This window comes from Kribbella antiqua (genome assembly GCF_004345665.1).
GTDB lineage: Bacteria > Actinomycetota > Actinomycetes > Propionibacteriales > Kribbellaceae > Kribbella > Kribbella antiqua.
The window spans coordinates 399,038-424,754 of record NZ_SLWR01000007.1 but is presented as its reverse complement, the minus strand read 5'-3'; the positions used below and the strand labels follow the sequence as shown (position 1 = coordinate 424,754).

The window sequence follows — 25,717 nt, the reverse complement described above, 5'->3', positions numbered from 1 at the left end:
CCGAGTGCGGAGGGGCGCGATGAGCTGGTGGGTCCTGCATGTGGACATGGATCAGTTCATTGCGGCTGTGGAGATCCGGCGGCGGCCGGAGTTGCGGGGGTTGCCGGTGGTGGTCGGGGGCTCGGGCGATCCGACGCAACCGCGCCAGGTCGTCGCCACAGCGTCGTACGAGGCTCGTGAGTTCGGTGTCCACTCCGGGATGCCGGTGCGGGCGGCGTACAAGCGTTGTCCACAGGCCGTTTTCCTGCCGTCGGACCCCGCTGCCTACGAAGCCGCTTCAACCGAGGTGATGGACACGCTGCGTGCTTTCCCGGTCGTGGTCGAGGTCTGGGGCTGGGACGAGTGCTTCGTCGGCGCCGAAACCGACGACCCCGAGCAGCTCGCCGCCGAGCTTCGCGCCGCCGTCCACGACCGTACGACGCTCACTTGCTCGATCGGCATCGGCGACAACAAGACCCGCGCCAAGCTCGCCACAACCTTCGCGAAACAGCCCCGGTCACACGCGGCGCCCTTCGAAGGTACGACGAACACGCGAGACGGCGTCTACCGCCTGACCGCGGAGAACTGGCGTCAGGTGATGGACCACCGACCGGTCCGCGAACTCTGGGGCATCGGCAGCCGGATGGAACGCAACCTCAACGAACTCGGCCTGGTCACCGTCGCCGACCTCGCCGCCGCCGACCTCGACGTACTCCGGAAACGCTTCGGCCCGAAGATGGGTGCCTGGTATGCCGCCCTCGGCCGCGGCCTGGGCGACACGGAAGTCACCGACATCCCCCGCGAACCGGTCTCCCGAAGCCACGAGGAGACCTTCCCGCAAGACCTGGTCGAACGATCGGACATCGAATCCCAGGTACGCCGGATCGCCCAGGAGGTCACCCGCGAGGTCGTCGCCGACGGCCGCACTATCCAGCGCATCTGGGTGAAGGTCCGCTTCACCACCTTCTACACCCCCATCAAGAGCCGCAAACTCGCAGATCCCACGCAGGACCCAGAGGTCGTCGCCACCACCGCACTCGAACTACTCGAGAAGTTCGAGCTCCGCAGACCCGTCCGCCACCTCGGCGTCCGCGTCGAGTTCGTCCCGAGCTAGAGGTTGTAGATCTGGGTGGCGGTTGTGGTGAAGACGGCCTCGCGCTCGTCGGCGGTCAGGGTGGCCGTCAAGGCTTCCGCGGTTTCGACCACGTCGGCGTAGCCGGCGGCGAGGAGGCAGACAGGCCAGTCGGAGCCGAACATGACTCGGGATGGGGTGAACGCGTCGAGCACTACGTCGGCGTAGGGCTGGAGGTCGGAGGGTTTCCAGTTGGTCCAGTCAGCTTCGGTGACCATCCCGGAGAGTTTGCACGTGACGTTGGGGAGCGCGGCGAGTTCGCGCAGTTGACCGGCCCATGGCTCAAGCGGATCACCGATCACCGGTTTGGAGATGTGGTCCACGACGAAAGTCAGCCCTGGCAGGGCCCGGGCGGTTTCGATCGCTGCGGGTAGGTGCGGCGTCTTGGTGAGCAGGTCGTAGACGAGCCCGGCGTCGGCGACCGCGGCCAGGCCGCGCTGGACGTCTGGGCGGAGGAGCCAGTTCACATCCGGCTCGTCGTGGACCTGGTGGCGGATGCCCTTCAAGAACGAGCCGTCTGGACGCTGCTGCAGGCCCGTCAACACGTCGGAGAGGTTTGGTGCGGTCAGATCGACCCAGCCGACCACGCCGGCCACCAGTTCGTTGCTAGCAGCAACTTCCAGGAACTCCACAGTCTCGTCGACCAAACCAACTGTCTGCACCAGGACGGTCGCGGTGATGCCGGCCGCCGCGGCCTGAGGCGCGAGGTCGTCGATGGCGAAGCTGCGCCGGATCGGATCCATCTCAGGGCCCGCCATCCAGCTCTGCTCGCGGACAGTCAGGTCCCAGATGTGGTGGTGAGCGTCAACTCTGTTCACTATCCGACCCTCCGATCGTCGATCGCATCAGCATTCCAGTCGATGCCGAGGCCGGGGACATCCGGCGCCACCGCGTGTCCGTGGTTGACTTCCAGCTCCGAGCGCGTGATCGCCCGCAGCTGGGGGATGTGCTCTACATAACGCCCGTTCGGTACGGCGGCCGCCAGGCTGACATGCAGTTCCATCAGGAAGTGCGGGCACACCTCGAGATTGAACGTCTCGGCCAGATGCGCCACTTTGAGCCACGGCGTGATGCCACCGACCCGCGCGACGTCGACCTGGATGATCCCGGCGGCCCCGGCGGCGGCGTACTCGCGGAACTGCGAGACGGAGTACAGGGACTCCCCCACCGCGATCGGGATCGACGTGGATGCGGCCAGCCGGACATGCCCGGTCAGATCATCGGCCGGCAACGGCTCCTCGAACCACGCCAAGTCCACCGCCTCGAAGGCCGCAGCCCGGCGGCGAGCCTCGGCGTACGTCATCGACTGGTTGGCGTCCACCATGATGTCCAGCGACGGCCCGACCGCCTCCCGTACGGCGCGCAGTCGCTCGAGATCTTCATGGACGCGGGGTTTGCCGACCTTGAGCTTCACGCCCGGCCAACCCGCCTTCTGCGACGCGAGCGCGCCGGCCACCAGCTGATCCGTTGTCAGGTGCAACCAACCGCCCTCGGTGTCGTACAGCGGCACCTGCTGCCGGTACCCGCCGGCCAGCCGCCACAACGGTTCCCCTGCCCGCAGGCAGCGCAGGTCCCACAGCGCGGTGTCGACGGCCGCCAGCGCGAGCGACGTGATCGCTCCGACCGTCGTCGCCCGGGTGGACGCGAAGAGGTCGTGCCACGTCGCCTCGATGTTCCGCGCATCCGCGCCGGCCAGCCGCGGCAGGAGGTTGTCCCGCAGCAGCGCCAGTACGGCGGTCCCGCCCGTGCCGATCGTGTACGAGTACCCCAGCCCGGTGAGCCCGTCGGTGGTCTCGAGTTCGACGAAGATCGTTTCCTGTTTGACGAAGGACTGCACCGCGTCGGTCCGGACCGTCTCGACCTCCAGGTCGACGAGATAGGCCGCGGCCCGGCTGATCTTCGGGGGCAGGGCGTTCATCGGGGCGGCTCCACGATCCTATAGGATATTGCGTAGCTGATGGTGCCGCCCTCACACTGGAGCCGTCAAGGGTCGGGCAGAATTGGGTGCTTCGGGAGGAGCGACGGTGACGGATGCGCATGTGGGTCTGGCGGGGCAGCTCACGCGCCTGCCCCAGCGACAGGTGCTGAGCGACGACGTCTACGAGACGGTGAAAGGCCTGATCATGGACAGCGTGGTCGAGCCGGGCACCCGGCTGAACATCGACGCGCTGACCCGTGAGCTGGGCATCTCGCAGACGCCGATCCGGGAGTCGCTGGCCCGGCTGGAGTCCGACGGCCTGGTGATCAAGGAGCCGCTGCGCGGTTACCGGGTGTCGTCCCGGCTGACCCGGGCGGAGTTCGAGGACCTGTTCGAGTTCCGCCTGCACGTCGAGCCCTGGGCGGCCGGCCGCGCCGCCGAGCGGGCCGGGCCTGAGGATCTGGCCCGGCTGAAGGACGAGATGCTGAGCTACACCGACGTGCCGGACCGGCCGGCGTACGAGAGCTACCGGGCGATGGCGGCGCACGACCAGCGCTTCCACGATCTGGTGCTGGAACTGGCTGGGAACGAGACGGCCCGGCTGTCCTTCGCCCGGACGCACTGCCACCTGCACCTGTTCCGGCTGTACTACGGTGGCGGCATCGCGACGAAGGCGTTGCGTGAGCACAAGGCGGTCGTCACGGCGGTCCGCAAGGGCGACCCGGAGGACGCGGCCGCGGCGATGCGGTCTCACATCGAGGCCTCCCGGGCCAGGCTGCGACCCATCTTCGACCAGGAATAACCGAACCAGGGAGAATTCTGTGGAACTGCTGCGCCTCGGCGCGGTCGGTGAGGAGCGCCCGTACGTGCGCGCCGCCGACGGCACCGTTCACGACCTGAGCTCCGTCACCCGTGACACTGGCGGCGAGATCGACGGCGCCTTCCTGGCCGCCGACGGCATCGCCCGTACGCGCGCCGCACTCGAGAGCGGCTCGCTCCCGGTCGCTGACGTCGAGGGCCTGCGGGTCGGCGCGCCGATCGCGCGGCCGGGCGCGGTGGTCTGCATCGGCCAGAACTACGCCGCCCACGCGGCCGAGTCCGGCGCCGAACCGCCGAAGCAGCCGATCGTCTTCTTCAAGCACCCGAACACGGTCGTCGGCCCGTACGACGAGGTCCTGGTGCCGCGCGGCGCGACCAAGACCGACTGGGAGGTCGAGCTCGCCGTCGTCATCGGCAAGCAGGCCCGGTACGTCGACTCTGACGCCGAAGCACTGGCCTGTGTCGCCGGGTACGCGGTCTCCAACGACGTGTCCGAGCGGGCGTTCCAGATCGAGCAGTCCGGCGGGCAGTGGTCGAAGGGCAAGTGCTGCGAGACGTTCAACCCGTTCGGCCCGGCGCTGGTCCCGGCCGACGAGGTCGGCGACCCGCAGGACCTCGACCTGAAGTCCTGGGTGAACGGCGAGCCCCGCCAGGCCTCGAACACCAAGGACATGATCTTCACCGTGGCCGCCCTGATCCGCGACCTCTCGCAGTACATGGTCCTCAGCCCGGGCGACATCGTGAACACCGGCACCCCGGAAGGCGTCGCCCTCTCCGGCCGCTTCCCGTACCTGGCCCCCGGCGACACGATGGAACTGGAGATCCAGGGCCTCGGCCGCCAGAAGCAGACCCTCGGCAAGGCCTGACCGAAAACTGTCCCCGGCCGGCTCTAAGGTCGGCCGGGTGACCGATCCCCTGGACGATATCCGGACCTCCTACAACACCGTCGCCGCGTCGTACGCCGAACTCGTGCAAGACGGTGCGGCCGACGAGCCGGCGAATCTCGACCTGTTCGCGAAGCTGGCCTCGGGCCCAGTCCTCGACGTGGGGTGCGGGCCGGGGCGGCTCGCCGCACTCCTGCATGAGCGTGGGCTGCAGGTGATCGGTATCGACCTGTCACCGAGCATGATCGAGATCGCCCGGCGGGATCACCCGGGCCTCGACTTCCGAGTGGGGTCGATGACCGACCTGGAGCTGCCGGACGGCGAGCTGGGTGGTGTCATCTCCTGGTGGTCGATCATCCACCTGCCGCGCGATGTGGTCCCCCAGGCATTCGCCGAGTTCCATCGCGTGCTCGCTCCCGGTGGCGTCCTCCTGCTCGGCTTCCACGTCGGCGAGGAGTCCACCCACAAGACCTTCGGGTACGGCGGTCACCCGATGAACATCTACGTTCACCGCTGGACGGCGGCCGCGCTCACCGAGATCGCCGTCGCCGCCGGCTTCACGCCGTACGTCGACGCGGAAATTCCGGGCGACCGGCTGTGTTTCCGGAAGTAGGGTCGGCGCATGACTTCGCACGTTCGTACCGTGACCTTCGATGCCCACGACCCTTATGAGCTGGCCGGATTCTGGCTGCAGGTGTTCAACGTACCGCGACCGGACGACGACGCTCCGGGTGATCCGTACGCCGCCGTGGTGACGGACTCGGTGACCTTGCTCTTCGAGCAGAACAACGACGAGAAGTTGGCCAAGAACCGGGTCCACCTCGACCTGGAGCCGGACGGGCCGCGCGACGAGGAGGTCGAGCGACTGCTCAAGCTCGGCGCCACCATCGAGCACGACCATCGCGAGCCCGACGGCACCGGCTTCGTCGTCATGCTCGACCCGGAAGCCCACGAGTTCTGCGTACTACGCAGCGCGGCCGAACGAGCCGCGACCAGCTAGGTATCGATCTCAGGGGTTTCGCCGGAGAGCGTGAGCCGCCACTCGCCGTCCCAGCCGTGGACGGCGACGTCGTACCCGTCCCGATGAGCGGAGACGCGGTGGTGGCCGCGCTCGACCGGTTCGACCTCGGCCTGCCACCCGCGGGCGGTCAGCTCGGCGGCAGCGGCCGCCACCTGACCGGCCGGATCGACCACTCCCGGATCGCCCGTTTCGACCGTGATCGAGCAGATCGTCTCCGGTCCACTGCCGTCGGACAGCACGTTCGGGTTCACCGGTCCGAGGTCGCGCGTCACCACCCCTTCCTGACCGGGTACGGCGGCAGCGGCCGCGGCGAGCAACTCTGCCCGGAGGAAGTCCCGGGCCTGGGCCAACGTCATCGAGCGGGTCCTTCCGGTCGTTGCGGGGAGCGGCGGTTCCGGGCTCCGTCGGTGGGCTTGTGCTTGGCGGGCACGCTGAGCTTGCGGGCCGCGGCGACACCATCGAACACCTTCGCGAGCGGCGCCGCCGCTTCGGACCTGGGCAGCCTGCGCATCGACTCGGCCCAGGAGACTCCGGGCAGCAACTTGCTCTCCTGCTCCGGCGTGGTCTGCGCGGCCCGCGTGACCGCGTCCAGGTTGCCGCTGATGATGCGGCCGAGGTTCCGCAGGGACTCGCTGTTCTTCCGGAAGTACTTCATGTGCCCACGGACCGGCACCGCCCCGCGCGTCTCGAACCGGAAGGCGTCGGGAAACGTGGCCGGATCCGGTCCGAACTGCTCCCCATAGGAGACGTAGTCCCACGGCGTGCGCGCCACGTAGAGCACCTTCCCCGGCGGGACGAGCTGGGCTGCCGAGTGCACGCTCGGTTCGACTCCGGGGCATCCGATCAGCACTGGACGATCAGGGTGTACGCCGTCCGGCGACTCCGGATCCATTCCGGCCAGCAGCGCCAGACCGACTACCTGAGAGCCATAGCTGTTCCCGATCAGGGTCCGCTCGGCTTCCGGCGCCATCACCACAGCGAGGCCGGCGTCGAAGCGGGACACCAGCGGCACGGCAGCGCGAGCACATTCCGTCGACATCGCCTCTTCCAGGGTGAGCGGCGCGTCGTACCCCTTCCACACCACCACTGCGGTCCCAGGGCCGGCCTCGTTCAAGAGGTCGTATCCCCGGTCAACCTGCGCAGCGGTCTTCTCCAGCGTGTTGTTGAGCCCCGGGACCAGCGTGGCCACGTTCTTCGCCTTACCCAGATCTTCGCCGAGCAGCTCGACCATCCGGCCCTGGCCCACCGGGTCGACGTACAGGAACCGCCGGTCGTGAACCACCTTGACCAGTCGCCCGTCGACATCCTCTGTCGTCGAGACCGGCTCGAGCATCGCGTCGAGCGTTCTGAACCGGGTGTCCTGGGCGCGCGTCGCCCGTCCGGCCGCGACCTTGGCCTGGAGCGTACGGCGTGCGTCGACCAGGATCCGGCGGTTTGCGACGTACCGCAGTTCCGGCGGCGCTCCATCGAGCGGTCCGACCTGCTCATACCGTTCCTTGGCCAGCGCGCGGGCTGTCGCCGGCGGCAGGTCGTAGAAGTGGCCGTGGACCTCTCGGGCCGCCACGTCGTACGGCAGGTTCTGGACATGACGGATCAACAGGTCGAGCTGCCCGGCCTGAGTCATGATCGACCAGCCAACCAGTCGGTGGTTAACACTCAGTGGAAGGCGAGTGACCAGGAGCCTTCGTGGAGGGAGAGGTCGACTGTGGCGAGCGGTCTGACGTCCATGTGCCGCAGCGACTCCGCCGGGGCGTCCAGTACGTACAGCACGATCGCCCGGACCACAGCCGGGTGTACGACGGCCACGACCGTACGGCGCTCCTCAGACTCCTGCGCGAGGTCGCCCAGCCAGTCAGCGACCCGGGTCAGTACGTCGTTCTCGGTCTCGCCGCCGGGTGTCGCGGTGTGCGGGCGCTCGAGCCAGGCGGCCACCCGCCCCGGCTCAGCGGCCAGCAGCTCCTCCAGTCCGCGGCCGGCCCACTCGCCGTACTCACGGTCCCGTAGCGCCGGCTCGACCGCTGGTGCGAGGCCAAGCGCCTCTGCCGTCCGTACGGCGGCCTGCTCCGGTCCGGCGTACACCGCATCGGCCTGCAGCTTCAGCTCCCCGGCAGCTTCGAGGCTCGCCAGGTCCGGCTCGACGTCACCGCCAAGGACCAGGCCGCGCAGCGCGGGTGTCAGAGCGTGTGCGACGAGCGTCAGCGCAATCAAGCGGCCACTACTTTCTGTCGGGACATCCGGGGGTCGACTGTGGCGGCGTACCCGAGACCGAGCAGGAGCCACAGCGTCGCCTGCGTACCGAGCGAGGCGAACCGGAACTGCCACAGCAGCGTAGCGGGGAACGACCCCGGAACCTCGTTGATTGCCGGTAGCAACAGATATGCCGCAACAATCGTGGCGAGGAAGGCGGCCGCGCCGACGGCCAGGCGGGCGACGACCCCCCAGCGATCGACCAGGCGATCGGCCCAGCGGGACGCGGCGACGCCGGCCCAGACGGCGAGCAGGCCGATCACGAGAGTCAGCAGATAGGTCACCGTCCGGCGGGTGATCGTGTCCGGGTTCCCGACCGCCGGCGGGTTCGGCGGGTACTTGAGGAACGGCACCAGCACGATGCCGATGAATCCGGCCGCGGCTAGGCCCAGAGCGGCGTACGGGTCACTGCTGGTCGGTAGCTTCCGCCGGAGCAGGGTGAAGGCGACCGCGAACATGCCGCCGAGCGCGACGCCGTACAGGGAGGTGGCGAGGAACAGGCCGGCCCGCTGGCCGTCGCGGCTGACGAGCGGCTCTTCTTCGGCAGCCTGAGTCGCGTCGCCAGAAGCATGGTCATGGGAGTGCGCGGCGCCGGCTTCCTCGATCGCGATCGCGGCGTCGATGTGCGGTTCGCCCATCACGTACGCGAACGTTCCGGCCAGCAGGCCGGCGAAGAGTCCGACGATCAGTCCGCGCACCAGGAGCGATCCGAAGGTGCGCATGCGACTAATGGCAGGGCACGCCGAGGAGGTGGCGCCCGTCGTGCATCAGCTCGTGCAGGTACATGCCCGACTGCGAGACGGCACCCTGGTCGAACGCCACCAGGTAACCGAGCAGGAGCATCAGGCCGACACTGAGCAGTGCGACCGCGAGCAGACGGGGTGAAATGGCCGGTACGGCGATAGTGCGGGCAGGAGCTGCCATCTGAACCTCCTGGGGAAGTGCGCGTCCCCTTCGAAAGGCTGCTGGTGCCCGAGCGTCCTGACTCACGAGCAGAGCTCGCTCACAGTGGCGCGGCCGTGCCGGACTCTCACCGGCTTCCCTCTTGGCACCGCAGGTTGTCCCCCGCACCGTAGCGGCCGCGTTGATCCACGGTCAACGCGTGACGGCGCGCCGGTGATGTATCCCACCCGCCGGATTCACAGGTGCGTCCTGGCGTGATGGAACTTACTCTGGGCAGATGCCGTCCGCTCATCACCTGATCGCGTTCGCGATCACCGCGTTCATCATCATCGTCGTACCGGGCCCGAGTGTGCTGTTCATCGTCGGTCGCGCTCTCGCGGCCGGGCGGCGCGAGGCGGTGCTGACGATGGTCGGCAACACCATCGGCGCCGCGGTCATGCTCGTCGCGGTCGCCCTCGGCCTCGGCACGCTCATCGCCGCCAGTGCGATCGCGCTGACCGCGGTGAAGCTGGCCGGTGCGGCGTACCTGATCTATCTCGGCGTCCAGGCCTTCCGGAGCCGGAAGTCGCTGGTGACGGCCATGACGAGCGGCGTGAAGCCAGGCAGCAGCCGCCGTACGGTCCGGCAGGGGTTCATGGTCGGGGTGACCAACGCCAAGACGGCGGTCTTCTTCGCCGCCGCCCTGCCGCAGTTCGTCGACAAGAGCGCGAGCAGCCCGGCCTGGCTCCAGATCCTGATCCTCGGCCTGATCTTCATCCTGATCGCGCTCTGCTCCGACAGCGTCTGGGCCGTCGTCGCCGGCACCGCCCGGGAGTGGTTCGCCCGCTCCCCGCGTCGGCTCGAGCTCGTGGGCGGCACCGGCGGGCTGATGATCATCGGCCTCGGCGCGAGCATCGCCGTGACGGGTTCTAAGGAGTAGCCGTACGACGACCCGCCTGTACGCCGAGCAGCGCCAGTACGGCGGGGAGCCCGAACGCGACGAGGTACGCAGTCAGCGCGGAGTGCGGCTCGAGCGCGGCGAAGAGGGAACCGCCGACGGCCAGAACAGTTGCCGTGGCCAACGAATCGCTGAGCTGAAGGGCTGAGCTGTTGGCGCCCTGCTCCTCGCGCTCGGAGTACTCGAGGACCTGCACGGATACGGTCGGGAAGACCGTGCCCATGCCGAGCCCGGCCAGACCCCAGCCGAGGATGCCGACCACAACCGGGACGTGCTCGTTGAGCGTCAACGCCGCCGTCACGATGCCGAGCACGATCGAGATCATGCCGGCCTGCAGGAAGACCGCGTGCGAGAACGGCTGGTTCGGGCGACCGCGGTACCAGGAGGCGGCGGTCCAGCTGAGTGCGCTGACCGTGAGTACCAGACCTGCAAAGGCCGGCGACAGGCCGCGTTCGCGGGTGAGCATCAGCGGGAGGAAGACCTCGGCGCCGAAGCCTGCCGCGGCGACCAGACCACGCGTGGCGATCACGGACGGCAGGCCCTTCTTGAGCGCGAAGGTACCGCTCGGCAGCAGCTTGGGCGCGAACGCGACAACACCGGCCAGTCCGCTGGCGAGCAGGATGAGCTGGAGCGCGCCGCGCTGCTGACCGCCGTAGTGGAGCAGGCCGACTCCAACCGCCGCCGCGACCGCCCACAGCGCTCGCTTGTCCCACAGTCGGCCTGGCCGCGCTTCGTGCGCGCTGCCGCGGGCGAGGCCAGGGCGCATGACCAGTGCGGCCGGGATGGCGATGGCCGGTACGGCGAGGAAGACGGCACGCCAGGTGGTGTGTTCGACGACCAGACCAGCGATCGCGGGGCCGACCAACGAGGGGACGACCCAGCCGGTGGCGAACGCGGCGAAGATGCGGGGTCTCAGCGCGGCTGGGTACAGGTGGCCGACGACGACGTACAGGGCGACCGTCAAGAGGCCGGAACCGAAGCCCTGGATGATGCGGCCGACGACCAGGATCTCCATGCTCGGCGCCAGGCCCGCGATGATCAGACCGCCCAGGAACCAGGCGGTCCCGTGCCAGAGCGGGCGGGTCGGGCCTTTGAGGTCACTCCAGGTGCCGGAGATGACCATGGCCACGACGCTGGAGGCGAGCGGCCCGCCGAACGCGAGGGCGTAAAGGTGGAGCCCGTCGAGGGCCTGCGCGACGGTCGGCATCGCGGTCGTCACGGCCAGGGACTCGAACGCGACCAGCGTGATCAGCGCGACCATGCCGACCGTCAGCGCTCGGTACTGCGGTGACAGCACGCCGCCGGACGGTGGTTCGGTACGGGTGCTCTGCTCGGTCAGGTCGTCGGCTGTCGTCGTCATGCCGAGAACCCTCGGACATCAAGTGCACTTGAAGTCAACTAGCTGACTTCAAGCTCAGTTGAACTTCATAGCACCGCGCGACAACCAGAGCTGCGCAGCGCCCCATTTCGTGGGTTCACCTACCAGCTTGTGGGTTACCGGCCGGAATACGGCGTGCGAACCCACAAGCTGATGGGTGAACCCATCAAACGTGGGTCACAGGACCGCGGCGAGGACCAGGGCGGCGATGGGTGGGGCGGCCTGGAGGGCGGCGGCTTGGGCCATCCGGCGGTCGGACGCGATCAGCACGATCCCGGCGCCGGCCATGCACGCGCAGGCGAACAGCGCGATGGCATGTCCCTTGTCGCCGCCCGCGATGAGGCCGCCGAGCGCACCAAGCGCCAGGAACAGGTTGTAGAAGCCCTGGTTGAAGGCCCACGGCCGCGCGACAGCCGCCTCGGTGTCATCCTTGACCCGGAACCGCTTGTACGTGCTCGGCTTCCGGAAGAGCAGACTCTCCATCGCGAACACCGCGAGATGAAACACCCCGGCCAGTACGACGAACACCTGCGCGATCACGCTCACGCAGGAACGGTACCGCCGTCTCGCCACTCCGCGTCTAAGGCGCGGGCCGGGTTGGTGGTGAAGATGGCGTCGGCCACCTCCTGGCCGAGGTGGCGGGTGATACGCGGGCGGAGGTGCGTCAGGAGATAGGGGATGCCCGGACCTTCGCCGGTCGCGGCTCTGGCGCGGGCGGTGGTCGTGTCACCGCCGAGCAGCAGTTGATCGGCGTACCCGTCGTCGACCATCCAGGAAAGGGACTCGAGCAGCCACGGATCGGTGGCGTGATTCGCCCGCGACGGCCCATCGAACGCCAGCCAGGCGCCGCGGTCGGCCAACTCCCCGTGCACGTAGTGATCCGGGAAGCGATTCAGGTGCCCGAGGATGACACTCGACGGCGGTACGGCGAGTTCGTCGACCAGCAGATCCAGTACGGCGTCCGCGCCCGACCCGTGCTCGTGATGAACCGCGATCGGCGCGCCGGTCGCGTGATGCGCCTCCGCCGCGGCCCGCATCACCAACTCGGCGTGCGCATCCAGCAGATGGAAACCGCCGGCCACCTTGATCAGCCCGGCCCGGACCGAACTGTTGCCGATGCCAACGGTCAGCTCTGTCACGAAGATCTCGGCCAGCCGGTCGCGGATGCTCTCGACGAAGCCCGGAGGGTAGTGCTCAGCCCGATGCAGCCCTGTCGCCGCGACGATCGAAACCCCTGTGCTGGTCGAGATTCCGGGCAACAGGTCGGCCCGTCGGCCCAGTCCGTGCGGCGTCCACTGCACGATCGCCTGCCCGCCCGCGGCCGCGAAAGCTCGCACCTCCGCGAGCGCCGCGTCCGCGTCGTCCAGCTCCTGCCCGGGCAGCATCGCCGTACGGAAGAACAGATGGTCGTGGGCGTCACAGACACCGAGCTGCTCCGGTGCGATGTCGCCCAGGACCGTTCTGATCATTGCTTCTCCTCGTCAGCGGGCGCGGCGGGACGGCCTGCTGTTGGCAGAGAAGGCGGCGGCGCCGGCCGGACGGGAGGTCGAACCGGGCGTGCTGGTGCTGTACGTCGTCGGGGCGTTCGAGCCGCTACGGGACTTCGCGCGCCCGCCACGCTTCGCACCACGCGGTTGGCTCGGCTCGCCGGAGCCTGCCGACCTCGGTCCAGCGGCGCGACCACCGCGACGGCCTCTGGCCGAACCGCGCCCCGCGGACACGGTGGCACGTTCCGGCTGCGGAGCCTTGGCCGGGGGCTCGACGAAGACGCGGTCGCCCGGAGCGAGCTCGGTCAGCAGCGGGTCGCCGGTTGTGAGTTTGGTGACGGTCGCGGCGATGCCGGCCTTGCGGGTCAGGTCGCGCACGTCGCGGACCTGGTCGTCGGTCATCAAGGTGACGACAGTGCCCTCGGCGCCTGCACGCGCGGTACGGCCGGAGCGGTGCAGGTAGGCCTTGTGCTCGATCGGCGGGTCCGCGTGGATCACCAGCGCGACGTCGTCGACGTGGATACCGCGGGCGGCGATGTCGGTCGCGACGAGCGTCTTCGCCGTACCGTCGGAGAATGCCTCCAGGTTCCGCGTACGCGCGCCCTGCGACAGGTTGCCGTGCAGCTCGACCGCCGGGACGCCCTGCGCGATCAGCTTCTTCGTGAGCGACTTGGCGCCGTACTTGGTCCGGGTGAAGACGAGCGTCCGCCCGGGCGCCGCGGTCAGGTCGACGAGCACCGGCAGCCGGCTGTCGGACTGAACATGCAGCACGTGGTGCGTCATCTTCGCGACCGGCGACTGCGCCGAGTCGACGCTGTGCGTGACGGGGTCGGTCATGAACCGCTGCACGAGTACGTCGACACCGGCGTCCAGCGTGGCCGAGAACAGCAGCCGTTGCGCGTCACCCGGCGTCGCCTCCAGGATCCGCCGTACGGCGGGCAGGAAGCCGAGGTCGGCCATGTGGTCGGCCTCGTCCAGCACGGTGATCTCGACCGCGTCGAGCTTCGCGTGACCGGCTTTGAGGTGGTCCTCGAGCCTGCCGGGACAGGCGACGACGATGTCGGCGCCCTTGCGCAGGCCGTTGATCTGCGGGCCGTGGCCGACGCCGCCGAAGATCGTCATCGTGCGCAGGTCGAGCGCGTCGGTGAGCGGGGTGATCGACGCCTGGATCTGGGTCGCGAGCTCACGGGTCGGCGCGAGGATGAGCGCGCGCGGGTGGTTCGGCCGGCGCTTGCCGCGGCTCGCGGCCAGCCGGGCCAGAACCGGAAGCACGAACGCGTACGTCTTGCCGGATCCGGTCCGGCCGCGCCCGAGCACGTCCTTGCCGGCGAGCGAGTCCGGCAGCGTCGCGGCCTGGATCGGGAACGGCTTCGACACGCCGGCAGCGGACAAGGCCTGCACCAGCGCAGCCGGTACGCCGAGATCCGCGAACGTGAGGTTGTCGGGGACAACCATCGGCGCGACCTCTTCGTACCCGCCGGCCGTCACGGCATCGTTGCTCTTAGCAACCTTTGGGGCCGCGTCGGGATTGTTGCGTCGGGCACCGGATCCGCGCCGGCGGCGCGGGCGGCCAGAACCGGTAGCTGAGTTGGTGGTGCGAGATTGGGTTTGCGTGGTTGTAGACGTGGGGCGGCGGGCCGCCATGTAGTACTCCAAAAAGTCGGGTGGTCGTCCTGCCCGGCGCGGCCGGTGGGCCGCGGCGCGTGGTAGTCGACTGCTGGCGCAGCGTAAATGCGCACACCGGCCCGAGGCAGAACTGGGCGGGCCGTCGTCAACAGTCTACGGCACCGCCAGGTCAGCTCCCTCCAGTGAGCTATCTTCTGCTGCGTGACCACAGAGTTCCGGACCGATCCGGCCACCGCCGCTGGTGAACGCGAACTGCTGCAGGGCTTCCTCGACTACCACCGCGGCACCCTGCTGTGGAAGGTCTCCGGACTGACCGGGGAGCAGCTTGTCCAGCGGTCGGTCGAGCCGTCGAGCATGTCGCTGATCGGCCTGGTCCGGCACCTGACCGAGGTCGAGCGCTACTGGTACCAGGTCTGTCTCGCGCAGCGACCGGTCCAGCCGACGTACTGGACCGACGAGCACCCGGACGGCGACTTCGATCTGGTCGATCCGGCGCGGGCCGAGCAGGATCTCGAGGACTACCGCGCGATCGTGCACCTCTCCGACGAGATCGTCGCCGGGTATGACCTGGACCACACGTTCACCCGGCCGGCGCGCGAGGGCGACTACTCCGTGCGCTATCTCCTCATCCACCTGATCGAGGAGTACGCGCGCCACAACGGCCACGCCGACCTCCTCCGCGAACGCATCGACGGCCTCACCGGCGAATAGCTCTACGGCCTGACCACGCCCCCGGACTGGTCGCCGAGCGGGTTTGGGGAGCGCTACCTACCTGAATTGACAGGTCAGACTCCCCAGTCCACCCCCGGGCCGGGGCGCGCGGGAGGATGGGGGTATGCGGGAGAAGCACCTCGACCGGTGGGTGGCGAAGTACCGGAAGGCGTGGGAGTCGAACGATCCGGCCGATATCGCGGCGTTGTGGACCGAGGACGCCGCGTGGTACCGGCGGCCGGACGAGGAGCCGGTGCTCGGCCGGGACGCGATCGTGAACGCCTGGCTGGAGGTCGCCGATGCACCGGGTGAGACGACGTTCGAGTACCAGGTGCTCGGGTTCGGCGACGGCGTCGGGTTCGTCCGCGGCTGGACGACGTACCTCACCCAGCCGCCGAGCGAGTTCAGCAACCTGTGGGTGGTCCGCCTCGACAAGGATCGCGCGCACGAGTTCGTCGAGTGGTGGATGGAACGGCCGCTCTGAGCTAGCCTTTCCCGGGTAGGCACTCAGGGTGCCACCGGTCCGCGGGAAGGGCTCAGCCCACCTGAACACGAGAGTTGTGCGGTAGTTGTTCACCTCCTTTCTCGCCTGACGACGCGGACAGCAGGCTCGTAGAGAGGAGGTCGCGATGGCGACCCGGAATCTCCCGGACGACCCGCACCTGGACCACCTGCGCAAGCAGGCCAAAGCCCTGCTCAAACAGGTCCGCGCTGCCGATCCCCAGGCTGTTGCCCTGGCTGACGAGTTCCATCCGGTGCAGACGCTGGCCGATGCGCAGCTCGTGATCGCCCGCAGCTATGGCTTCCCCAGCTGGCCGCGGATCGTCCGGCACCTCGAGCTGGTCGACCGCTACAGCCGTTCGCCTCATCGCCAGGAGGTCGGCGGCCCACTCGACACGCCCGAGCAACGCGCGGACGAGTTCCTCCGGCTGGCGACGCTGCACTACGGCGGCGACGATCCCGCGCGGCAACAGGCGGCCAGGCAGCTCCTCGACCGCTTCCCAGAAGTTGCTCTCAGCAACATTTACACCAAGGTCGTGGCCGGCGAGCTGGACGCCGTCCGGGACGAACTTCCCCGGCACGCTGCGGAGGAAGGCGGGCCGTATCGGTGGGAGCCGTTGCTCTACCTCACCTACAGCCGTCTCGACGCACCCCATCAGGTCGAGATCGCGCGGTTGCTGCTCGAGCACGGCGCCGATCCGAATGCCGGCTATCTGTGGCAAGGCCTACCGTCGCCGTTCACCGCGCTGACCGGTGTCTTCGGCCGCGGCGAAGGCGACCAGCCACCGCATCGCGACCGGATCGAGCTCGCCCGCGTGCTGCTCGACGCCGGCGCCGATCCCAACGACAGCCAGACCATGTACAACTGCGGTCCCGGCGCTCCCCCGCCGTACGACGACGTGCACCTGGAGTTGCTGCTCGAGTACGGCCTCGGCCGCGGCGACGGCGGTCCGTGGCATGAGCGCCTGACCACGGCCCACCCGACGCCTCAGCAGCTACTGGAGGACGAGCTGGTCTTCGCCTCCCACGAGGGACTGCTCCATCGTGTCGAGCTAGTGCTTGCCCAAGGCACCGATCCGGAGGGCCGCGGCACCGAACACCCGATCTTCGGCGGACATCGCCCGTACGAGCTGGCCGCCGTACAAGGGCATACCGAGATCGCCGAGTTGCTCCGCGCGCACGGTGCGGCGCCGCTGGACGACGTCCACGAGGTTTTCGCCGCAATCATGCGCGGCGAGACACCAAAGGTCAGCGGCGAACTCGCCGCGCGGGCCGTCGCGCGCAACCCCTACCTGCCGATCCGCGCCGCCGAGATCGGCCGGACCGAAGCCCTGGAACCGTTGAAGAACGTCGGCTTCGACCTCAACATCATCGGCATGTGCGCGCCGATCCACCAGGCCGCGCACAACGGCCACGTCGAAACCGTGCGCAAGCTCGTCGAGCTCGGCGCCGACCCGGAGCTGCGTGATCCGTCGTACGGCGGGAACGCGCTCGGCTGGGCCGAGCACGGCCGTCAGCAGGCGGTGATCGACTACCTCAAGGACTTACCGCGAGGAACAGGAACGCACTGAACACCATCAGATGTACGGCGCCCTGCAGCAGCGTCGCGCGACCGGTCGCCAGCGTCAGCATGCTGGTCACCACGGTCAGGGCGAACAGCACCATCTCCTTGCCACCCAGGCCGAGCACGAGCGGTCCACTGAGCCAGATCGAGGCGATCGCGATGGCCGGGATGGTCAGGCCGATGCTGGCGAGCGCCGACCCAAGCGCCAGGTTGACGCTGGTCTGGAGGCGGTTCCGCAGTGCCGCGCGTACTGCGGCAACCGTCTCCGGCAGCAGCACCAGCAGTGCGATCACGACACCGACCACCGCGAGCGGCGCGCCGGCCGATTCGACCGCCGATTCGAGCTTGGGCGACACGGTCTTGGCCAGGCCGACGACCGAGATCAGGCAGACGAACAGCAGCCCCAGGCTGATCAGGGCCACTTTGGTGCTCGGTGCCGATGCGTGCTCTTCGTCGTCGTCCTCCTCGACGACCGTGGCCGGGGCGTCTTCGAGGTCGCGGTGCCGACGGACTTCCGGCGTACTGGAAAGGACCGGCAGGAAGTAGTCCCGGTGCCGGATGGTCTGCACGAAGACGAAGACGCCGTACATCACCAATGAGGTCACGCCGGCGAAGGCGAGCTGGGCCGTGCTGAACTGCGGGCCGGGCGCACTGGTCGTGAACGTCGGCAGCACCAGGCTGAGTGTGACGAGCGCGGTCATCACCGCCAGCGCGCTGTTGGACGCGCGTACGCGGAACTCTTGCGTGCCGTGCCGCAGCGAACCGACGACGAGGGACAGCCCGAGGATTCCGTTGCAGGTGATCATCACCGCGGCGAAAACGGTGTCCCGCGCCAGCGACGAGGCCTTGTCACCGCCCGACGCCATCAGCGTGACGATCAGCGCCACCTCGATGATCGTCACGGCGAGCGCGAGAATCAGCGTTCCGAACGGTTCACCGACCCGGTGCGCCACGACTTCGGCGTGATGGACGGCGGCGATCACCGCCGCACCCAGACCGGCGCACACCAGGATCAGCAGGACTGCGCCGAGGTCACGACCCCAGGACAGCAACAGGACAACGAGAGCGAGCGGGGGCACGGCCAGACTCCAGCGCGGCATCCCATGCACCACCGTGTCAGTCATCCTCAGAAAGTCTATTGGTTCTGGACTAATGCGGTTGGCACCTCACCGCTGGACGGGTGATGCTTCTCGCATGATCAGGAACGCGACCGACGCCGATTGGCCGGCTATCTGGCCGTTCTTCCACGAGATCGTCACGGCCCGTGAAACCTACGCCTACGATCCGGACCTCACCGAGGAGCAGGCGCGCGCACTCTGGATGTCACCGTCGAGTGCCACCCTCAGCCGGACGACGGTCGCGGTCGATGCCGATGGCACCGTTCTCGGCAGCGCGAACATGTACCCGAACCGTCCTGGGCCCGGATCGCATGTCGCCAGCGCGAGCTTCATGGTCGACGCGGCGGCTCGCGGCAAGGGGGTCGGGCGTCAGCTCTGCGAGGACATGATCGACTGGGCTAAGCGCGAGGGCTTCCGGGCGATCCAGTTCAACGCCGTGGTCGAGACGAACTCGTCAGCGGTGCATCTGTGGCAGGAGCTGGGCTTCACCATCATCGGGACAGTGCCGGAGGCGTTCGAGCACCCGCTGCACGGGTACGTCGGACTCCACGTCATGCACCGCCCGCTCTGATGACCGGCAACCGGGCGCGGCGGATGTGGAAGACCCTCGAGCCAAACCACGCGATCACGTACTTCGCCCCGGACACCAAGCGGGAGACGGACGCGTTGGGTCTGCGTGGCGGCTGGATGAGCTACTTCGGCTGCCGCGCCGCTCCACTCGGCCCGGTTGGTCCGTCGGTGGTCGCGGCTGTGTTCTACAACTTCCATCCGGCGATGGTGGCTCGGTCACTGCCGGATGCCTGGGGTTACGCCTCGCCTGCACAATTGCTCGACGCCCGGTTGCGCGCGGTCGATTCCGCCGTACGACGACTGTTCCCTGACGCGTCGCTCCGTCGTACGGCCGAAGTGGCTCGTCGCGCTGCCGAATTGGCGCCCGTCGCGGGGAGACCGATCGCGGCGGCCAACGCGGCGTTGGAATGGCCTGACGAGCCGCACCTCGTGCTGTGGCAGGCAACGACGATCTTGCGGGAGTCGCGAGGTGACGGGCATGTTGCCGCACTGGTCGGCGCAGGGCTGAGTCCTTGTCAGGCCTGCGTGACGATCTCCGCCGCGGGAGGACCCTCGAAGAAGGTCTTCCAGGTCAATCGCCGCTGGAGCGATGACGACTGGGCCGCTGCATCAGACGATCTGAGGAGCCGTGGGCTGCTCGATTCGGCCGGTGCACTAACGGTCGCCGGCCGGGAACTCCGCCAGCAGGTGGAGGACACGACGGACGCCTTGGCCGACCAGGGTTGGCGCGCACTCGGCGAGGAACTGACCACCGAGCTGCACGACCTCGTCCACCCGTTGAGCGCTTCCTTGATGTCGTCAGGCTTGATCCCACCCGACAATCCGATGGCCATGCGGTGGGACTGAGCTACCTGAGGCCTTTCGCTGCTGCGCGTCGTACTGCTGTAGTGAGAGCGTCGAGGATGGCGGACTGCAGCTTCCAATGCTGCCAGTAGAGCGGGACGTCGATGTACTTGCCGGGGGCAATGTCCACCAGGCGGCCGGCGACGAGCTCGGGCTGGGCGACCTCGTCCTCGATCATGCCCCACCCCAGGCCGATGCGGACCGACTGATGGAACGCGCCGGGCGCCGGGACCGCATGCATCGGTGGGTTGAGTTTGCGCCGGGTCACCTTGCGGATCAGGCGATGCTGCAGTGTGTCCTTGGTGTTGAAGATCATCATCGGCGCGTCGGCGAGTGCCTCCGGCAACGGTTTCGTTGCCAGCCAGCGATCGGCGTACTCGGGAGTGGCGACCGCGAGGTAGCGCATCTTGCCGAGCGGCAGGACGCGACAACCCTGCACCGGGCGCGGGTCGGCGGTCACCGCGGCGAGGACGGTGCCGTTGCGCAGGAACTCGGCGGAGTGTTCCTCGTCCTCCTGATGTACAACGAACCTGGCGTCGTACTGCTGCGATACGTCGAGCATCGCGGGGAGGAACCAGTTGTTGAGCGAGTCCGCGTTCACCGCGATCGGCAGGCGGAGCGCGTCGACCGTGCCGCGGACCGAGGCAATCGCCTCCAACTCGAGCAGCGAGACCTGGCGGGCGAGCCGGAGCAGGGCTTCGCCGGCTTCGGTGGGTCGCGCTGGCTTGCCGCGCATCACCACGACCTGGCCCAGGCGACTCTCGAGCGCCTTGATGCGCTGACTGACCGCCGACGGTGTGACATTCAGCCGTCGCGCGGCCGCGTCGAAACTGCCCTCGTCGACCACGGCCGCGAAGGTGTCGAGCTGTGCGGAGTCGATTTGCATGATGAAGCAATGCTAATGGCACGTCAGAATCTTTAGCTGGCTTGAAGCGGTGGGCGCTGCCTACCGTCGTAGACATGCCCCTGCTTGCCGGCTTTGCCACCACCCTGACCCTGATCGTCGCGATCGGAGCGCAGAACGCCTTCGTCCTGCGCCAGGGCCTACGCCGCGAGCACGTCCTGCCAGTGGTGCTCGTCTGCTCGCTGTCCGACGCCTTGCTGATCACGAGCGGCATCGCAGGCCTCGGCGCCCTGCTCACCCGCAGCGAGCTGGCTCTCGACATCGCAAAGTACGGCGGCGCCACATTCCTCTACCTGTACGCCGCCTTCGCCCTCCGCCGCGCTTTCAGCCCCAGCTCGATCAGCCCCGCCGATCACGCCCCCGCCACCCTCCGCAGCGTCCTTCTCACCTGCCTTGCCTTCACCTACCTCAACCCGCACGTCTACCTCGACACCGTCGTCCTGCTCGGCTCCCTCGCCAACCAACGCGGCACCGACGGCCGCTGGATCTACGGCCTCGGCTCCGTCGCAGCCTCCTTCACCTGGTTCTTCTCCCTAGGCTTCTTCGCCCGCAAACTCACCCCCGTCTTCGCCCGCCCCCAATCCTGGAAATACCTAGACTCCACCATCGCCCTCCTCATGACCGCCCTAGCCACCTGGATGCTCCTCCCCTGACTTGTCCACAAGCAGCGAGCAGAGTCCGACGAACGCGCACAAGTCGGATAAACTGTCAGTACCAGACCAGCCCCTCTGCTCTCCGAGCACGGGCTGGTCGTCTTTTTCCGGGGTTTACGCCATCCACAGCCAGCAACCTGGAGTGCGATTGGACGGCCTGATAGGCGTAAACTGTTGACAACATGGCCAGCCCCTTTGCCCCTCAGGGCACGGGCTGGTTTTCCTTTCCCTGGGGACTCTCGTGACTGCCTACACCAAGCCACACCTGTCCTTCGATGACCAAGTTCAACTGCTGAAGAGCAGGGGCATGGTCATCGACGATCCTGCCGCGGCCAGCGATCTGTTGAGTGTCGTCGGGTACTACCGGCTAAGCGGGTATTGGTACCCGTACCGTCGCCGGCTCGGCCCGGCGCAGCGCGACGATCGCTTCGTCGAGGGCACGACGTTTGCCGCGGTCGTGCGTCTCTACGACACCGATCGACGACTCAAGCTTCACGTCCTCGACGCCATCGAGCGCGTCGAGATCGCGTTGCGCGTGATGATCAGCTTCACTCTGGGCAAACGCGGCGCCTACGCCCACCTGAACCGCAGTAACCTCGACGGACAGTTCACTCAAGCGAGAGGCAGGGAACCGAGCAGGTACGACGAGTGGGTCGCCAAGCTCGTCGGAGCACAAGCACGCTCGACGGAGGACTTCGTCGTGCATTTCCAGCAGAAGTACGACGGGCGCCTGCCGGTGTGGGTGGTCACTGAGATCCTGGACTTCGGCTCGACGGCACATCTCTACAGAGGCCTCAAGGCTGCAGACCGCAACGCCATCGCACGGGACCTCGACGTAGTCGATCAGACTGGCCTCGGCAACGGACATGCGTTGGGCAATTGGTTACGGGTGCTCAACTACGTCCGCAACATCTGCGCACACCATTCACGACTGTGGAATCGGCATCTGGTGTACAAGATCGCGTCACGACAGTTGGCACATGTTTCGGATCTCCGCCATCTGACCGCCCCGGACGTGCCGCCGCACCGGATCTACTCGATGCTCTGCGTCCTGGCATTCCTGGTAGAGCGAGTCGGGCAAGGCACTGATTGGGCGTCACGGCTACGGCAACTTCTCAGTATGGAGATTCCGGCCTGCGGTCGGAGCCTTGCCGAGTTGGGGTTTCCGGAGGGGTGGGCCGCGCATCGGCCATGGGCGAACGGAGGAGCTGCGCATGGACGTGACGGTGTTGTGTGATGCTGTGGCGGTGTTTCCGGAGAGGGTGGAGGAGGCGTTGCCGGGGTGGGGCGTTGAGCACGCGGGCTGGACCGCGAGTGTCGTGCCGGGGAACGTGCGGGCCGGTGGATGGTGGCTGCATTTCCATAGTTACTTGGTGACTGGGGATGCGGGCGTTGTGCTGGTTGATGCGGGGATCGGGCCGGCGGGTGGGGAGGCGGCTGAGTGGTTGGGGGTGGCGGGGCGGTTGCCGAAGTTGCTGGAGAAGGTGGGGGTTCGGGAGAGCGATGTCGAGCTGGTGGTTTTGACGCATGTGCATCTGGATCACGTGGGGTGGAACGCGGAGGGTGGGCGTCCGCGGTTTGTGAATGCGGAGTACGTCGTACAGAAGGATGAGCTGGAGCATGTGCGAGGTGGGACGACGTACGAGCGGATGATCCGGCCGATCGTGGAGGCCGGGCAGCTCAGGGTTGTGGACGGGGAGGCTGAGCTCCGCGGGATGCGGTTGTTGCCGACGCCGGGGCATACGCCTGGGCATCAGTCCGTGGTGACCGAGCGGGCCCTGCTCGGCGGGGATGTGCTGGTGCATCCGGCGCAGGCTCGGTGGCCTGAGCTGACTTATGTGTACGAGCGTGATCCGGCGAGGGCGGTGACGTCGCGGCGGGAGGTGCTGGCGTTGGCGGCCGCGTCCGGCATCCCGATCGCGGCCGCCCATCCGCATGCGGCGTTGTCTGGCGACGCTCGACCGCTGCCGACGCCAACTGATGGCAGCGAGGCGTGCCCGCCGTACAAGCTTTAGCGGTAGCCGGTGGTGTCGGTGGGCTTGCCCGGGTCCTGCACCTCGACGATGTAGCGCCACGCATCAGGCCGGCTCCCGTCCAGATCGGTGAAGCCGTAGACCTGCGCGAGTTCACCACTCGAGGTGGACTTGCCGTTCCAGCGCCGTACGTCGGGATCCGCGGCCAGAGCAGCCACAGCGCGACCGACGTACGACGGGCTTTCGGAGATCGCGAAGTGCGGGATCCGCTCGGTCGCGTCCTGCCAGTTGGCCTCCGTCACGCCGAAGGCTTCGAGCATCGCCTCGGACCGGAGCCAACCAGGCGTGAGCAGTACGGCGGTCGCGTCGTACTGGTCGAGCTCGTGCGCGAGGGCGAACGCGATCCGGCTGACCGCACCCTTGGCGAGGTCGTAAAAGAAGGAGACGCGGTAGTTCTCGGCGTTGTACTCGTTCGTGCCATCGGTCATCTCGATGACGAGCCCGCTGGGGGACTTGATCAGCAGCGGCAGCGCGAAGTGGCTGGTGATCACGTGCGTGTCGATGCCGAGCCGCAGCAGTCGCAGACCGCCGTCGAGGTCGCTCTCCCAGACGGACTTGTCCCATTCGGGTTCGCCGAACTGACCCCAGATGTCGTTGACCAGGATGTGCAGCGCGCCCTGTTCGCGTTCGATCCGGTCGACGAGAGCGCGGACTTGCTCGGGATCCAGGTGGTCCACCGGTACGGCGATGCCGCGCCCACCGGCACGGTCGACCAGCTCGGCGGTCTCCTCGATCGTCTCCGGCCGGTTCATCTCCGACCGTTGTGACCGCGTGCTGCGCCCAGTCACGTAGACGGTCGCACCTGCGGCGCCGAGCTGGACCGCGATCCCCCGCCCGGCCGCCCGCGTTGCACCCGTCACCAACGCAACCTTCTCCGCCAACGGCTTCATCACGGCTCCTTTCCATACGCTGTATGTTTATGTACCATACGACGTATGGTTAATGCTGGCAAGCGCTCCGGACGACCCCGCTTGGGCGAGGAGCGACTGAGCCGGGAGGCGATCCTGACCACGGCGCTGCGGATCGTCGACGACGAAGGGATCGACGCGCTGACCATGCGGCGGCTCGCCGCCACGCTCGAGGTCAACCCGATGTCGCTCTACCACCACCTGCCGAACAAGGCCGCCGTACTGGCTGGGCTCGCCGAATTGGTGTTCGCAGGTCTGGAGCTGCCCGATCCGGGCGATGCGGTGCCGTGGCAGGAGCAGTTGAAGGACGCGGCCCGGGCTTATCGCAATGCGCTTCGGGCGCATCCGAACCTCGCGCTGCAGGTGCTGTCCGACACCTCCGCGGTGTCCGAGGTCGTTGTCGTGGTGGTGGAGCCGTTCTACCGCGCGCTCGATCGCGGCGGGCTGTCACCGCGGCAGATCTTCGAGGCAGTGAACACGATCATCGACTTCATCCACGGCTTCGCCCTCGGCGAGACGTCCGTCCGCTCCGAGACGTTCGACCTGGCCCCAGACCTGCTGACCCGTGTGCAGGATCTGCCTGCCGGCAAGGCACCGACTCTCGCCCGCGTAGTCGGCGAGTTGGGACCCGAAGGTCTCGCCTACGACTTCGACAGCGGCTTCGAGTCCGGGCTGACCGTGCTCACCGCGGGCATCGCGGCCGGCGTCCGCCGCGGCCGATAGCGCGAGATCGCCACGCCGGCCAGGCAGAGCAGACCGCCGAGGTAGGCGAGCGGAGCCGGGCTCTCATCCAGCAGCAGCCAGCCGAGGAAGATCGTCAGCGGCGGGACGAGGTACGTCGTCGCGCCCATCCGACCGGCCGTCGTACGGGCCAAGGCGTAGGCCCAGGTCGTGAAGGCGATCGCGGTCGGGAACGCACCGAGGAACACGATCCACCAGAGCGTCGACGGCTTGGCGTCGGCCGATTCGCGTACGAGCGCCGGAGCGAACGGGAGGCAGCTGATCGCGCCGATCACGCACGCCAGCCAAGTGACTTCGAGAGCGGGTAGCCGGGCGAGCAGCGGCTTCTGCGAGACGACCCCGACGGCGTACGCGGCTGCGGCGACGAGGCAGAGGACCACTCCCCAGGTCTCGGCGCGCCCCTCGGATGAAGACAAGCCGATCAGTACGACGCCCCCGAACGCGGCGATGCTGCCGATCACCAACTGGCGCGGGAAGCCTTCGTGAAGCAGTACGCCGGCCAGCAGTGCGATGAGCAACGGGCCGATGTTGACGAGCATGGCCGTCGTACCGGCGTCGAGGCGTTGCTCGGCCGCGTTCAGCGCGAGGTTGTACACGCCGAACCACAACAGACCGCAGAGCAGGAGGAACTTCCAGTCGCTCCTCGCCGGCCAGCGGCGCGGACGAGAGAACACAAACGCGCCCAGCAGCACACTCCCGACCAGCAGCCGGCCCAACGACAGCGCACCGGGTGAGACCTCCTGGCCGACATGACGAATCGCCACGAAGGCCGAAGCCCACAACACCACGGTCACTGCCGCTGCAGCCGCCGCCAGCGCGCCCTGTCTCTTCATACCTCCC

At 68.1% G+C, this 25,717-nt stretch carries 30 protein-coding genes and 1 riboswitch; of the genes, 15 read left to right on the top strand and 15 right to left on the bottom strand.

Annotation, left to right across the window (positions count from 1 at the left end; all coding sequences use genetic code 11):
* Positions 1-19: 19 nt before the first annotated feature.
* Positions 20-1,093, top strand: a complete 1,074-nt coding sequence (locus EV646_RS22150; RefSeq protein ID WP_132151466.1) for a DNA polymerase IV — start codon at positions 20-22, stop codon at positions 1,091-1,093.
* Here the strand turns inward: EV646_RS22150 and EV646_RS22145 are convergent.
* Together EV646_RS22145 and EV646_RS22140 are read right to left on the bottom strand one after the other, a co-directional pair.
* Complete coding sequence (locus EV646_RS22145) at positions 1,090-1,929, bottom strand: amidohydrolase family protein (RefSeq protein WP_132151464.1); 840 nt, start codon at positions 1,927-1,929, stop codon at positions 1,090-1,092. The two genes, EV646_RS22150 and EV646_RS22145, sit on opposite strands and share 4 nt — an antisense overlap.
* Positions 1,929-3,029, bottom strand: coding sequence for a mandelate racemase/muconate lactonizing enzyme family protein (locus EV646_RS22140; RefSeq protein ID WP_132151462.1), 1,101 nt, complete (start codon positions 3,027-3,029; stop codon positions 1,929-1,931). The genes EV646_RS22145 and EV646_RS22140 overlap by 1 nt, the downstream gene beginning before the upstream one ends.
* Positions 3,030-3,135: 106 nt before the next feature.
* Here EV646_RS22140 and EV646_RS22135 point away from each other — a divergent pair, with 106 nt between their 5' ends.
* Genes EV646_RS22135 through EV646_RS22120 form a run of 4 tightly spaced genes read left to right on the top strand, consistent with a single transcriptional unit; the run spans position 3,136 to position 5,732 of the window.
* Positions 3,136-3,831, top strand: coding sequence for a GntR family transcriptional regulator (locus EV646_RS22135; protein ID WP_132151461.1), 696 nt, complete (start codon positions 3,136-3,138; stop codon positions 3,829-3,831).
* A gap of 19 nt (positions 3,832-3,850) precedes the next feature.
* The gene (locus EV646_RS22130; protein WP_132151459.1) at positions 3,851-4,714 is read left to right on the top strand and encodes a fumarylacetoacetate hydrolase family protein; all 864 of its coding nucleotides are present in this window, start codon (positions 3,851-3,853) and stop codon (positions 4,712-4,714) included.
* A gap of 37 nt (positions 4,715-4,751) precedes the next feature.
* Positions 4,752-5,345 (top strand): class I SAM-dependent methyltransferase, encoded by a 594-nt coding sequence (locus EV646_RS22125; RefSeq protein ID WP_132151457.1) that lies wholly within the window; start codon positions 4,752-4,754, stop codon positions 5,343-5,345.
* A gap of 9 nt (positions 5,346-5,354) precedes the next feature.
* A complete protein-coding gene (locus EV646_RS22120) occupies positions 5,355-5,732 on the top strand; it encodes a VOC family protein (RefSeq protein ID WP_132151455.1) in 378 nt (125 codons plus the stop codon).
* On the opposite strand, the gene EV646_RS22115 is transcribed toward EV646_RS22120, so the two are convergent.
* From EV646_RS22115 to EV646_RS22095, 5 genes are read right to left on the bottom strand one after another with little or no spacing between them, the layout of a single operon-like run.
* The gene (locus EV646_RS22115; RefSeq protein WP_241996241.1) at positions 5,729-6,109 is read right to left on the bottom strand and encodes a hypothetical protein; all 381 of its coding nucleotides are present in this window, start codon (positions 6,107-6,109) and stop codon (positions 5,729-5,731) included. The genes EV646_RS22120 and EV646_RS22115 overlap by 4 nt on opposite strands.
* Positions 6,106-7,377 carry an alpha/beta hydrolase gene (locus tag EV646_RS22110; protein ID WP_132151454.1) on the bottom strand — a complete coding sequence of 424 codons (1,272 nt, stop codon included), beginning with the start codon at positions 7,375-7,377 and terminating at the stop codon, positions 6,106-6,108. Before EV646_RS22110 ends, EV646_RS22115 begins: the two co-directional genes overlap by 4 nt.
* A 32-nt stretch (positions 7,378-7,409) precedes the next feature.
* Positions 7,410-7,961 (bottom strand): histidine phosphatase family protein, encoded by a 552-nt coding sequence (locus EV646_RS22105; protein ID WP_132151452.1) that lies wholly within the window; start codon positions 7,959-7,961, stop codon positions 7,410-7,412.
* Complete coding sequence (locus EV646_RS22100) at positions 7,958-8,722, bottom strand: CbtA family protein (RefSeq protein ID WP_132151450.1); 765 nt, start codon at positions 8,720-8,722, stop codon at positions 7,958-7,960. The genes EV646_RS22105 and EV646_RS22100 overlap by 4 nt, the downstream gene beginning before the upstream one ends.
* Positions 8,723-8,726: 4 nt before the next feature.
* Entirely contained in the window at positions 8,727-8,924 is a 198-nt protein-coding gene (locus EV646_RS22095) for a CbtB domain-containing protein (protein WP_132151448.1), read from the bottom strand.
* A gap of 34 nt (positions 8,925-8,958) precedes the next feature.
* A riboswitch (cobalamin riboswitch) is annotated at positions 8,959-9,090 on the bottom strand.
* Positions 9,091-9,180: 90 nt separating this feature from the next.
* Between EV646_RS22095 and EV646_RS22090 the strand changes: the two genes are divergently transcribed.
* Complete coding sequence (locus EV646_RS22090) at positions 9,181-9,822, top strand: LysE family translocator (protein ID WP_132151446.1); 642 nt, start codon at positions 9,181-9,183, stop codon at positions 9,820-9,822.
* Here the strand turns inward: EV646_RS22090 and EV646_RS22085 are convergent.
* The 4 genes from EV646_RS22085 to EV646_RS22070 form a co-directional block, all read right to left on the bottom strand.
* Positions 9,812-11,200 carry an MFS transporter gene (locus tag EV646_RS22085; protein ID WP_132151444.1) on the bottom strand — a complete coding sequence of 463 codons (1,389 nt, stop codon included), beginning with the start codon at positions 11,198-11,200 and terminating at the stop codon, positions 9,812-9,814. The genes EV646_RS22090 and EV646_RS22085 overlap by 11 nt on opposite strands.
* 195 nt (positions 11,201-11,395) lie before the next feature.
* Positions 11,396-11,764, bottom strand: coding sequence for a DUF1304 family protein (locus EV646_RS22080; RefSeq protein WP_132151442.1), 369 nt, complete (start codon positions 11,762-11,764; stop codon positions 11,396-11,398).
* Positions 11,761-12,687, bottom strand: coding sequence for a phosphotriesterase family protein (locus EV646_RS22075; protein ID WP_132151440.1), 927 nt, complete (start codon positions 12,685-12,687; stop codon positions 11,761-11,763). Before EV646_RS22075 ends, EV646_RS22080 begins: the two co-directional genes overlap by 4 nt.
* Before the next feature lie 12 nt (positions 12,688-12,699).
* Positions 12,700-14,193: a DEAD/DEAH box helicase gene (locus EV646_RS22070; RefSeq protein ID WP_241996240.1), complete on the bottom strand. Its 1,494-nt coding sequence runs from the start codon at positions 14,191-14,193 to the stop codon at positions 12,700-12,702.
* Positions 14,194-14,532: 339 nt separating this feature from the next.
* Here EV646_RS22070 and EV646_RS22065 point away from each other — a divergent pair, with 339 nt between their 5' ends.
* The 3 genes from EV646_RS22065 (at position 14,533) to EV646_RS22055 (ending at position 17,114) form a co-directional block, all read left to right on the top strand.
* A complete protein-coding gene (locus EV646_RS22065; RefSeq protein ID WP_132151438.1) occupies positions 14,533-15,042 on the top strand; it encodes a DinB family protein in 510 nt (169 codons plus the stop codon).
* A gap of 124 nt (positions 15,043-15,166) precedes the next feature.
* Positions 15,167-15,526 (top strand): YybH family protein, encoded by a 360-nt coding sequence (locus EV646_RS22060; protein WP_132151436.1) that lies wholly within the window; start codon positions 15,167-15,169, stop codon positions 15,524-15,526.
* 145 nt (positions 15,527-15,671) lie between these two features.
* On the top strand, positions 15,672-17,114 hold the full coding sequence (locus EV646_RS22055) for an ankyrin repeat domain-containing protein (RefSeq protein ID WP_132151434.1): 1,443 nt from the start codon (positions 15,672-15,674) through the stop codon (positions 17,112-17,114).
* Here the strand turns inward: EV646_RS22055 and EV646_RS22050 are convergent.
* Positions 17,080-18,231, bottom strand: a complete 1,152-nt coding sequence (locus tag EV646_RS22050; RefSeq protein WP_132151432.1) for a calcium:cation antiporter — start codon at positions 18,229-18,231, stop codon at positions 17,080-17,082. The genes EV646_RS22055 and EV646_RS22050 overlap by 35 nt on opposite strands.
* Before the next feature lie 70 nt (positions 18,232-18,301).
* On the opposite strand from EV646_RS22050, the gene EV646_RS22045 reads away from it, so the two are divergent.
* Complete coding sequence (locus EV646_RS22045; protein WP_199237114.1) at positions 18,302-18,796, top strand: GNAT family N-acetyltransferase; 495 nt, start codon at positions 18,302-18,304, stop codon at positions 18,794-18,796.
* Positions 18,796-19,641, top strand: a complete 846-nt coding sequence (locus EV646_RS22040) for an SCO6745 family protein (protein WP_132151429.1) — start codon at positions 18,796-18,798, stop codon at positions 19,639-19,641. The genes EV646_RS22045 and EV646_RS22040 overlap by 1 nt, the downstream gene beginning before the upstream one ends.
* Before the next feature lies 1 nt (position 19,642).
* On the opposite strand, the gene EV646_RS22035 is transcribed toward EV646_RS22040, so the two are convergent.
* Complete coding sequence (locus EV646_RS22035; RefSeq protein ID WP_132151427.1) at positions 19,643-20,524, bottom strand: LysR family transcriptional regulator ArgP; 882 nt, start codon at positions 20,522-20,524, stop codon at positions 19,643-19,645.
* A gap of 74 nt (positions 20,525-20,598) precedes the next feature.
* Here EV646_RS22035 and EV646_RS22030 point away from each other — a divergent pair, with 74 nt between their 5' ends.
* The 3 genes from EV646_RS22030 to EV646_RS22020 all read left to right on the top strand — a co-directional run bounded on the left by EV646_RS22030 (position 20,599) and on the right by EV646_RS22020 (position 23,210).
* Positions 20,599-21,195, top strand: coding sequence for a LysE/ArgO family amino acid transporter (locus EV646_RS22030; protein WP_132151425.1), 597 nt, complete (start codon positions 20,599-20,601; stop codon positions 21,193-21,195).
* Between the two features lie 307 nt (positions 21,196-21,502).
* Positions 21,503-22,432, top strand: coding sequence for an Abi family protein (locus tag EV646_RS22025; RefSeq protein WP_132151423.1), 930 nt, complete (start codon positions 21,503-21,505; stop codon positions 22,430-22,432).
* Positions 22,410-23,210, top strand: coding sequence for an MBL fold metallo-hydrolase (locus tag EV646_RS22020; RefSeq protein WP_132151421.1), 801 nt, complete (start codon positions 22,410-22,412; stop codon positions 23,208-23,210). Before EV646_RS22025 ends, EV646_RS22020 begins: the two co-directional genes overlap by 23 nt.
* On the opposite strand, the gene EV646_RS22015 is transcribed toward EV646_RS22020, so the two are convergent.
* Positions 23,207-24,118, bottom strand: a complete 912-nt coding sequence (locus tag EV646_RS22015) for an SDR family oxidoreductase (RefSeq protein WP_132151419.1) — start codon at positions 24,116-24,118, stop codon at positions 23,207-23,209. The genes EV646_RS22020 and EV646_RS22015 overlap by 4 nt on opposite strands.
* 45 nt (positions 24,119-24,163) lie before the next feature.
* Here EV646_RS22015 and EV646_RS22010 point away from each other — a divergent pair, with 45 nt between their 5' ends.
* Positions 24,164-24,859, top strand: coding sequence for a TetR/AcrR family transcriptional regulator (locus EV646_RS22010; protein WP_132151417.1), 696 nt, complete (start codon positions 24,164-24,166; stop codon positions 24,857-24,859).
* On the opposite strand, the gene EV646_RS22005 is transcribed toward EV646_RS22010, so the two are convergent.
* Positions 24,778-25,710, bottom strand: coding sequence for a DMT family transporter (locus tag EV646_RS22005; RefSeq protein ID WP_132151415.1), 933 nt, complete (start codon positions 25,708-25,710; stop codon positions 24,778-24,780). The two genes, EV646_RS22010 and EV646_RS22005, sit on opposite strands and share 82 nt — an antisense overlap.
* Positions 25,711-25,717: the final 7 nt, after the last annotated feature.

Bases quoted from the DNA above. Each gene is read 5' to 3' on its own strand.
- EV646_RS22120 (WP_132151455.1), top strand. From the start codon at position 5,355: ATGACTTCGCACGTTCGTACCGTGACCTTCGATGCCCACGACCCTTAT.
- EV646_RS22035 (WP_132151427.1), bottom strand. From the start codon at position 20,524: ATGCAAATCGACTCCGCACAGCTCGACACCTTCGCGGCCGTGGTCGAC.
- EV646_RS22075 (WP_132151440.1), bottom strand. From the start codon at position 12,687: ATGATCAGAACGGTCCTGGGCGACATCGCACCGGAGCAGCTCGGTGTC.
- EV646_RS22060 (WP_132151436.1), top strand. From the start codon at position 15,167: ATGCGGGAGAAGCACCTCGACCGGTGGGTGGCGAAGTACCGGAAGGCG.
- EV646_RS22085 (WP_132151444.1), bottom strand. From the start codon at position 11,200: ATGACGACGACAGCCGACGACCTGACCGAGCAGAGCACCCGTACCGAA.
- EV646_RS22150 (WP_132151466.1), top strand. From the start codon at position 20: ATGAGCTGGTGGGTCCTGCATGTGGACATGGATCAGTTCATTGCGGCT.
- EV646_RS22090 (WP_132151446.1), top strand. From the start codon at position 9,181: ATGCCGTCCGCTCATCACCTGATCGCGTTCGCGATCACCGCGTTCATC.
- EV646_RS22045 (WP_199237114.1), top strand. From the start codon at position 18,302: ATGATCAGGAACGCGACCGACGCCGATTGGCCGGCTATCTGGCCGTTC.
- EV646_RS22015 (WP_132151419.1), bottom strand. From the start codon at position 24,118: ATGAAGCCGTTGGCGGAGAAGGTTGCGTTGGTGACGGGTGCAACGCGG.
- EV646_RS22110 (WP_132151454.1), bottom strand. From the start codon at position 7,377: ATGACTCAGGCCGGGCAGCTCGACCTGTTGATCCGTCATGTCCAGAAC.
- EV646_RS22040 (WP_132151429.1), top strand. From the start codon at position 18,796: ATGACCGGCAACCGGGCGCGGCGGATGTGGAAGACCCTCGAGCCAAAC.
- EV646_RS22030 (WP_132151425.1), top strand. From the start codon at position 20,599: ATGCCCCTGCTTGCCGGCTTTGCCACCACCCTGACCCTGATCGTCGCG.
- EV646_RS22025 (WP_132151423.1), top strand. From the start codon at position 21,503: ATGGTCATCGACGATCCTGCCGCGGCCAGCGATCTGTTGAGTGTCGTC.
- EV646_RS22050 (WP_132151432.1), bottom strand. From the start codon at position 18,231: ATGACTGACACGGTGGTGCATGGGATGCCGCGCTGGAGTCTGGCCGTG.
- EV646_RS22005 (WP_132151415.1), bottom strand. From the start codon at position 25,710: ATGAAGAGACAGGGCGCGCTGGCGGCGGCTGCAGCGGCAGTGACCGTG.
- EV646_RS22020 (WP_132151421.1), top strand. From the start codon at position 22,410: ATGGACGTGACGGTGTTGTGTGATGCTGTGGCGGTGTTTCCGGAGAGG.
- EV646_RS22010 (WP_132151417.1), top strand. From the start codon at position 24,164: ATGGTTAATGCTGGCAAGCGCTCCGGACGACCCCGCTTGGGCGAGGAG.
- EV646_RS22100 (WP_132151450.1), bottom strand. From the start codon at position 8,722: ATGCGCACCTTCGGATCGCTCCTGGTGCGCGGACTGATCGTCGGACTC.
- EV646_RS22055 (WP_132151434.1), top strand. From the start codon at position 15,672: ATGGCGACCCGGAATCTCCCGGACGACCCGCACCTGGACCACCTGCGC.
- EV646_RS22140 (WP_132151462.1), bottom strand. From the start codon at position 3,029: ATGAACGCCCTGCCCCCGAAGATCAGCCGGGCCGCGGCCTATCTCGTC.
- EV646_RS22115 (WP_241996241.1), bottom strand. From the start codon at position 6,109: ATGACGTTGGCCCAGGCCCGGGACTTCCTCCGGGCAGAGTTGCTCGCC.
- EV646_RS22095 (WP_132151448.1), bottom strand. From the start codon at position 8,924: ATGGCAGCTCCTGCCCGCACTATCGCCGTACCGGCCATTTCACCCCGT.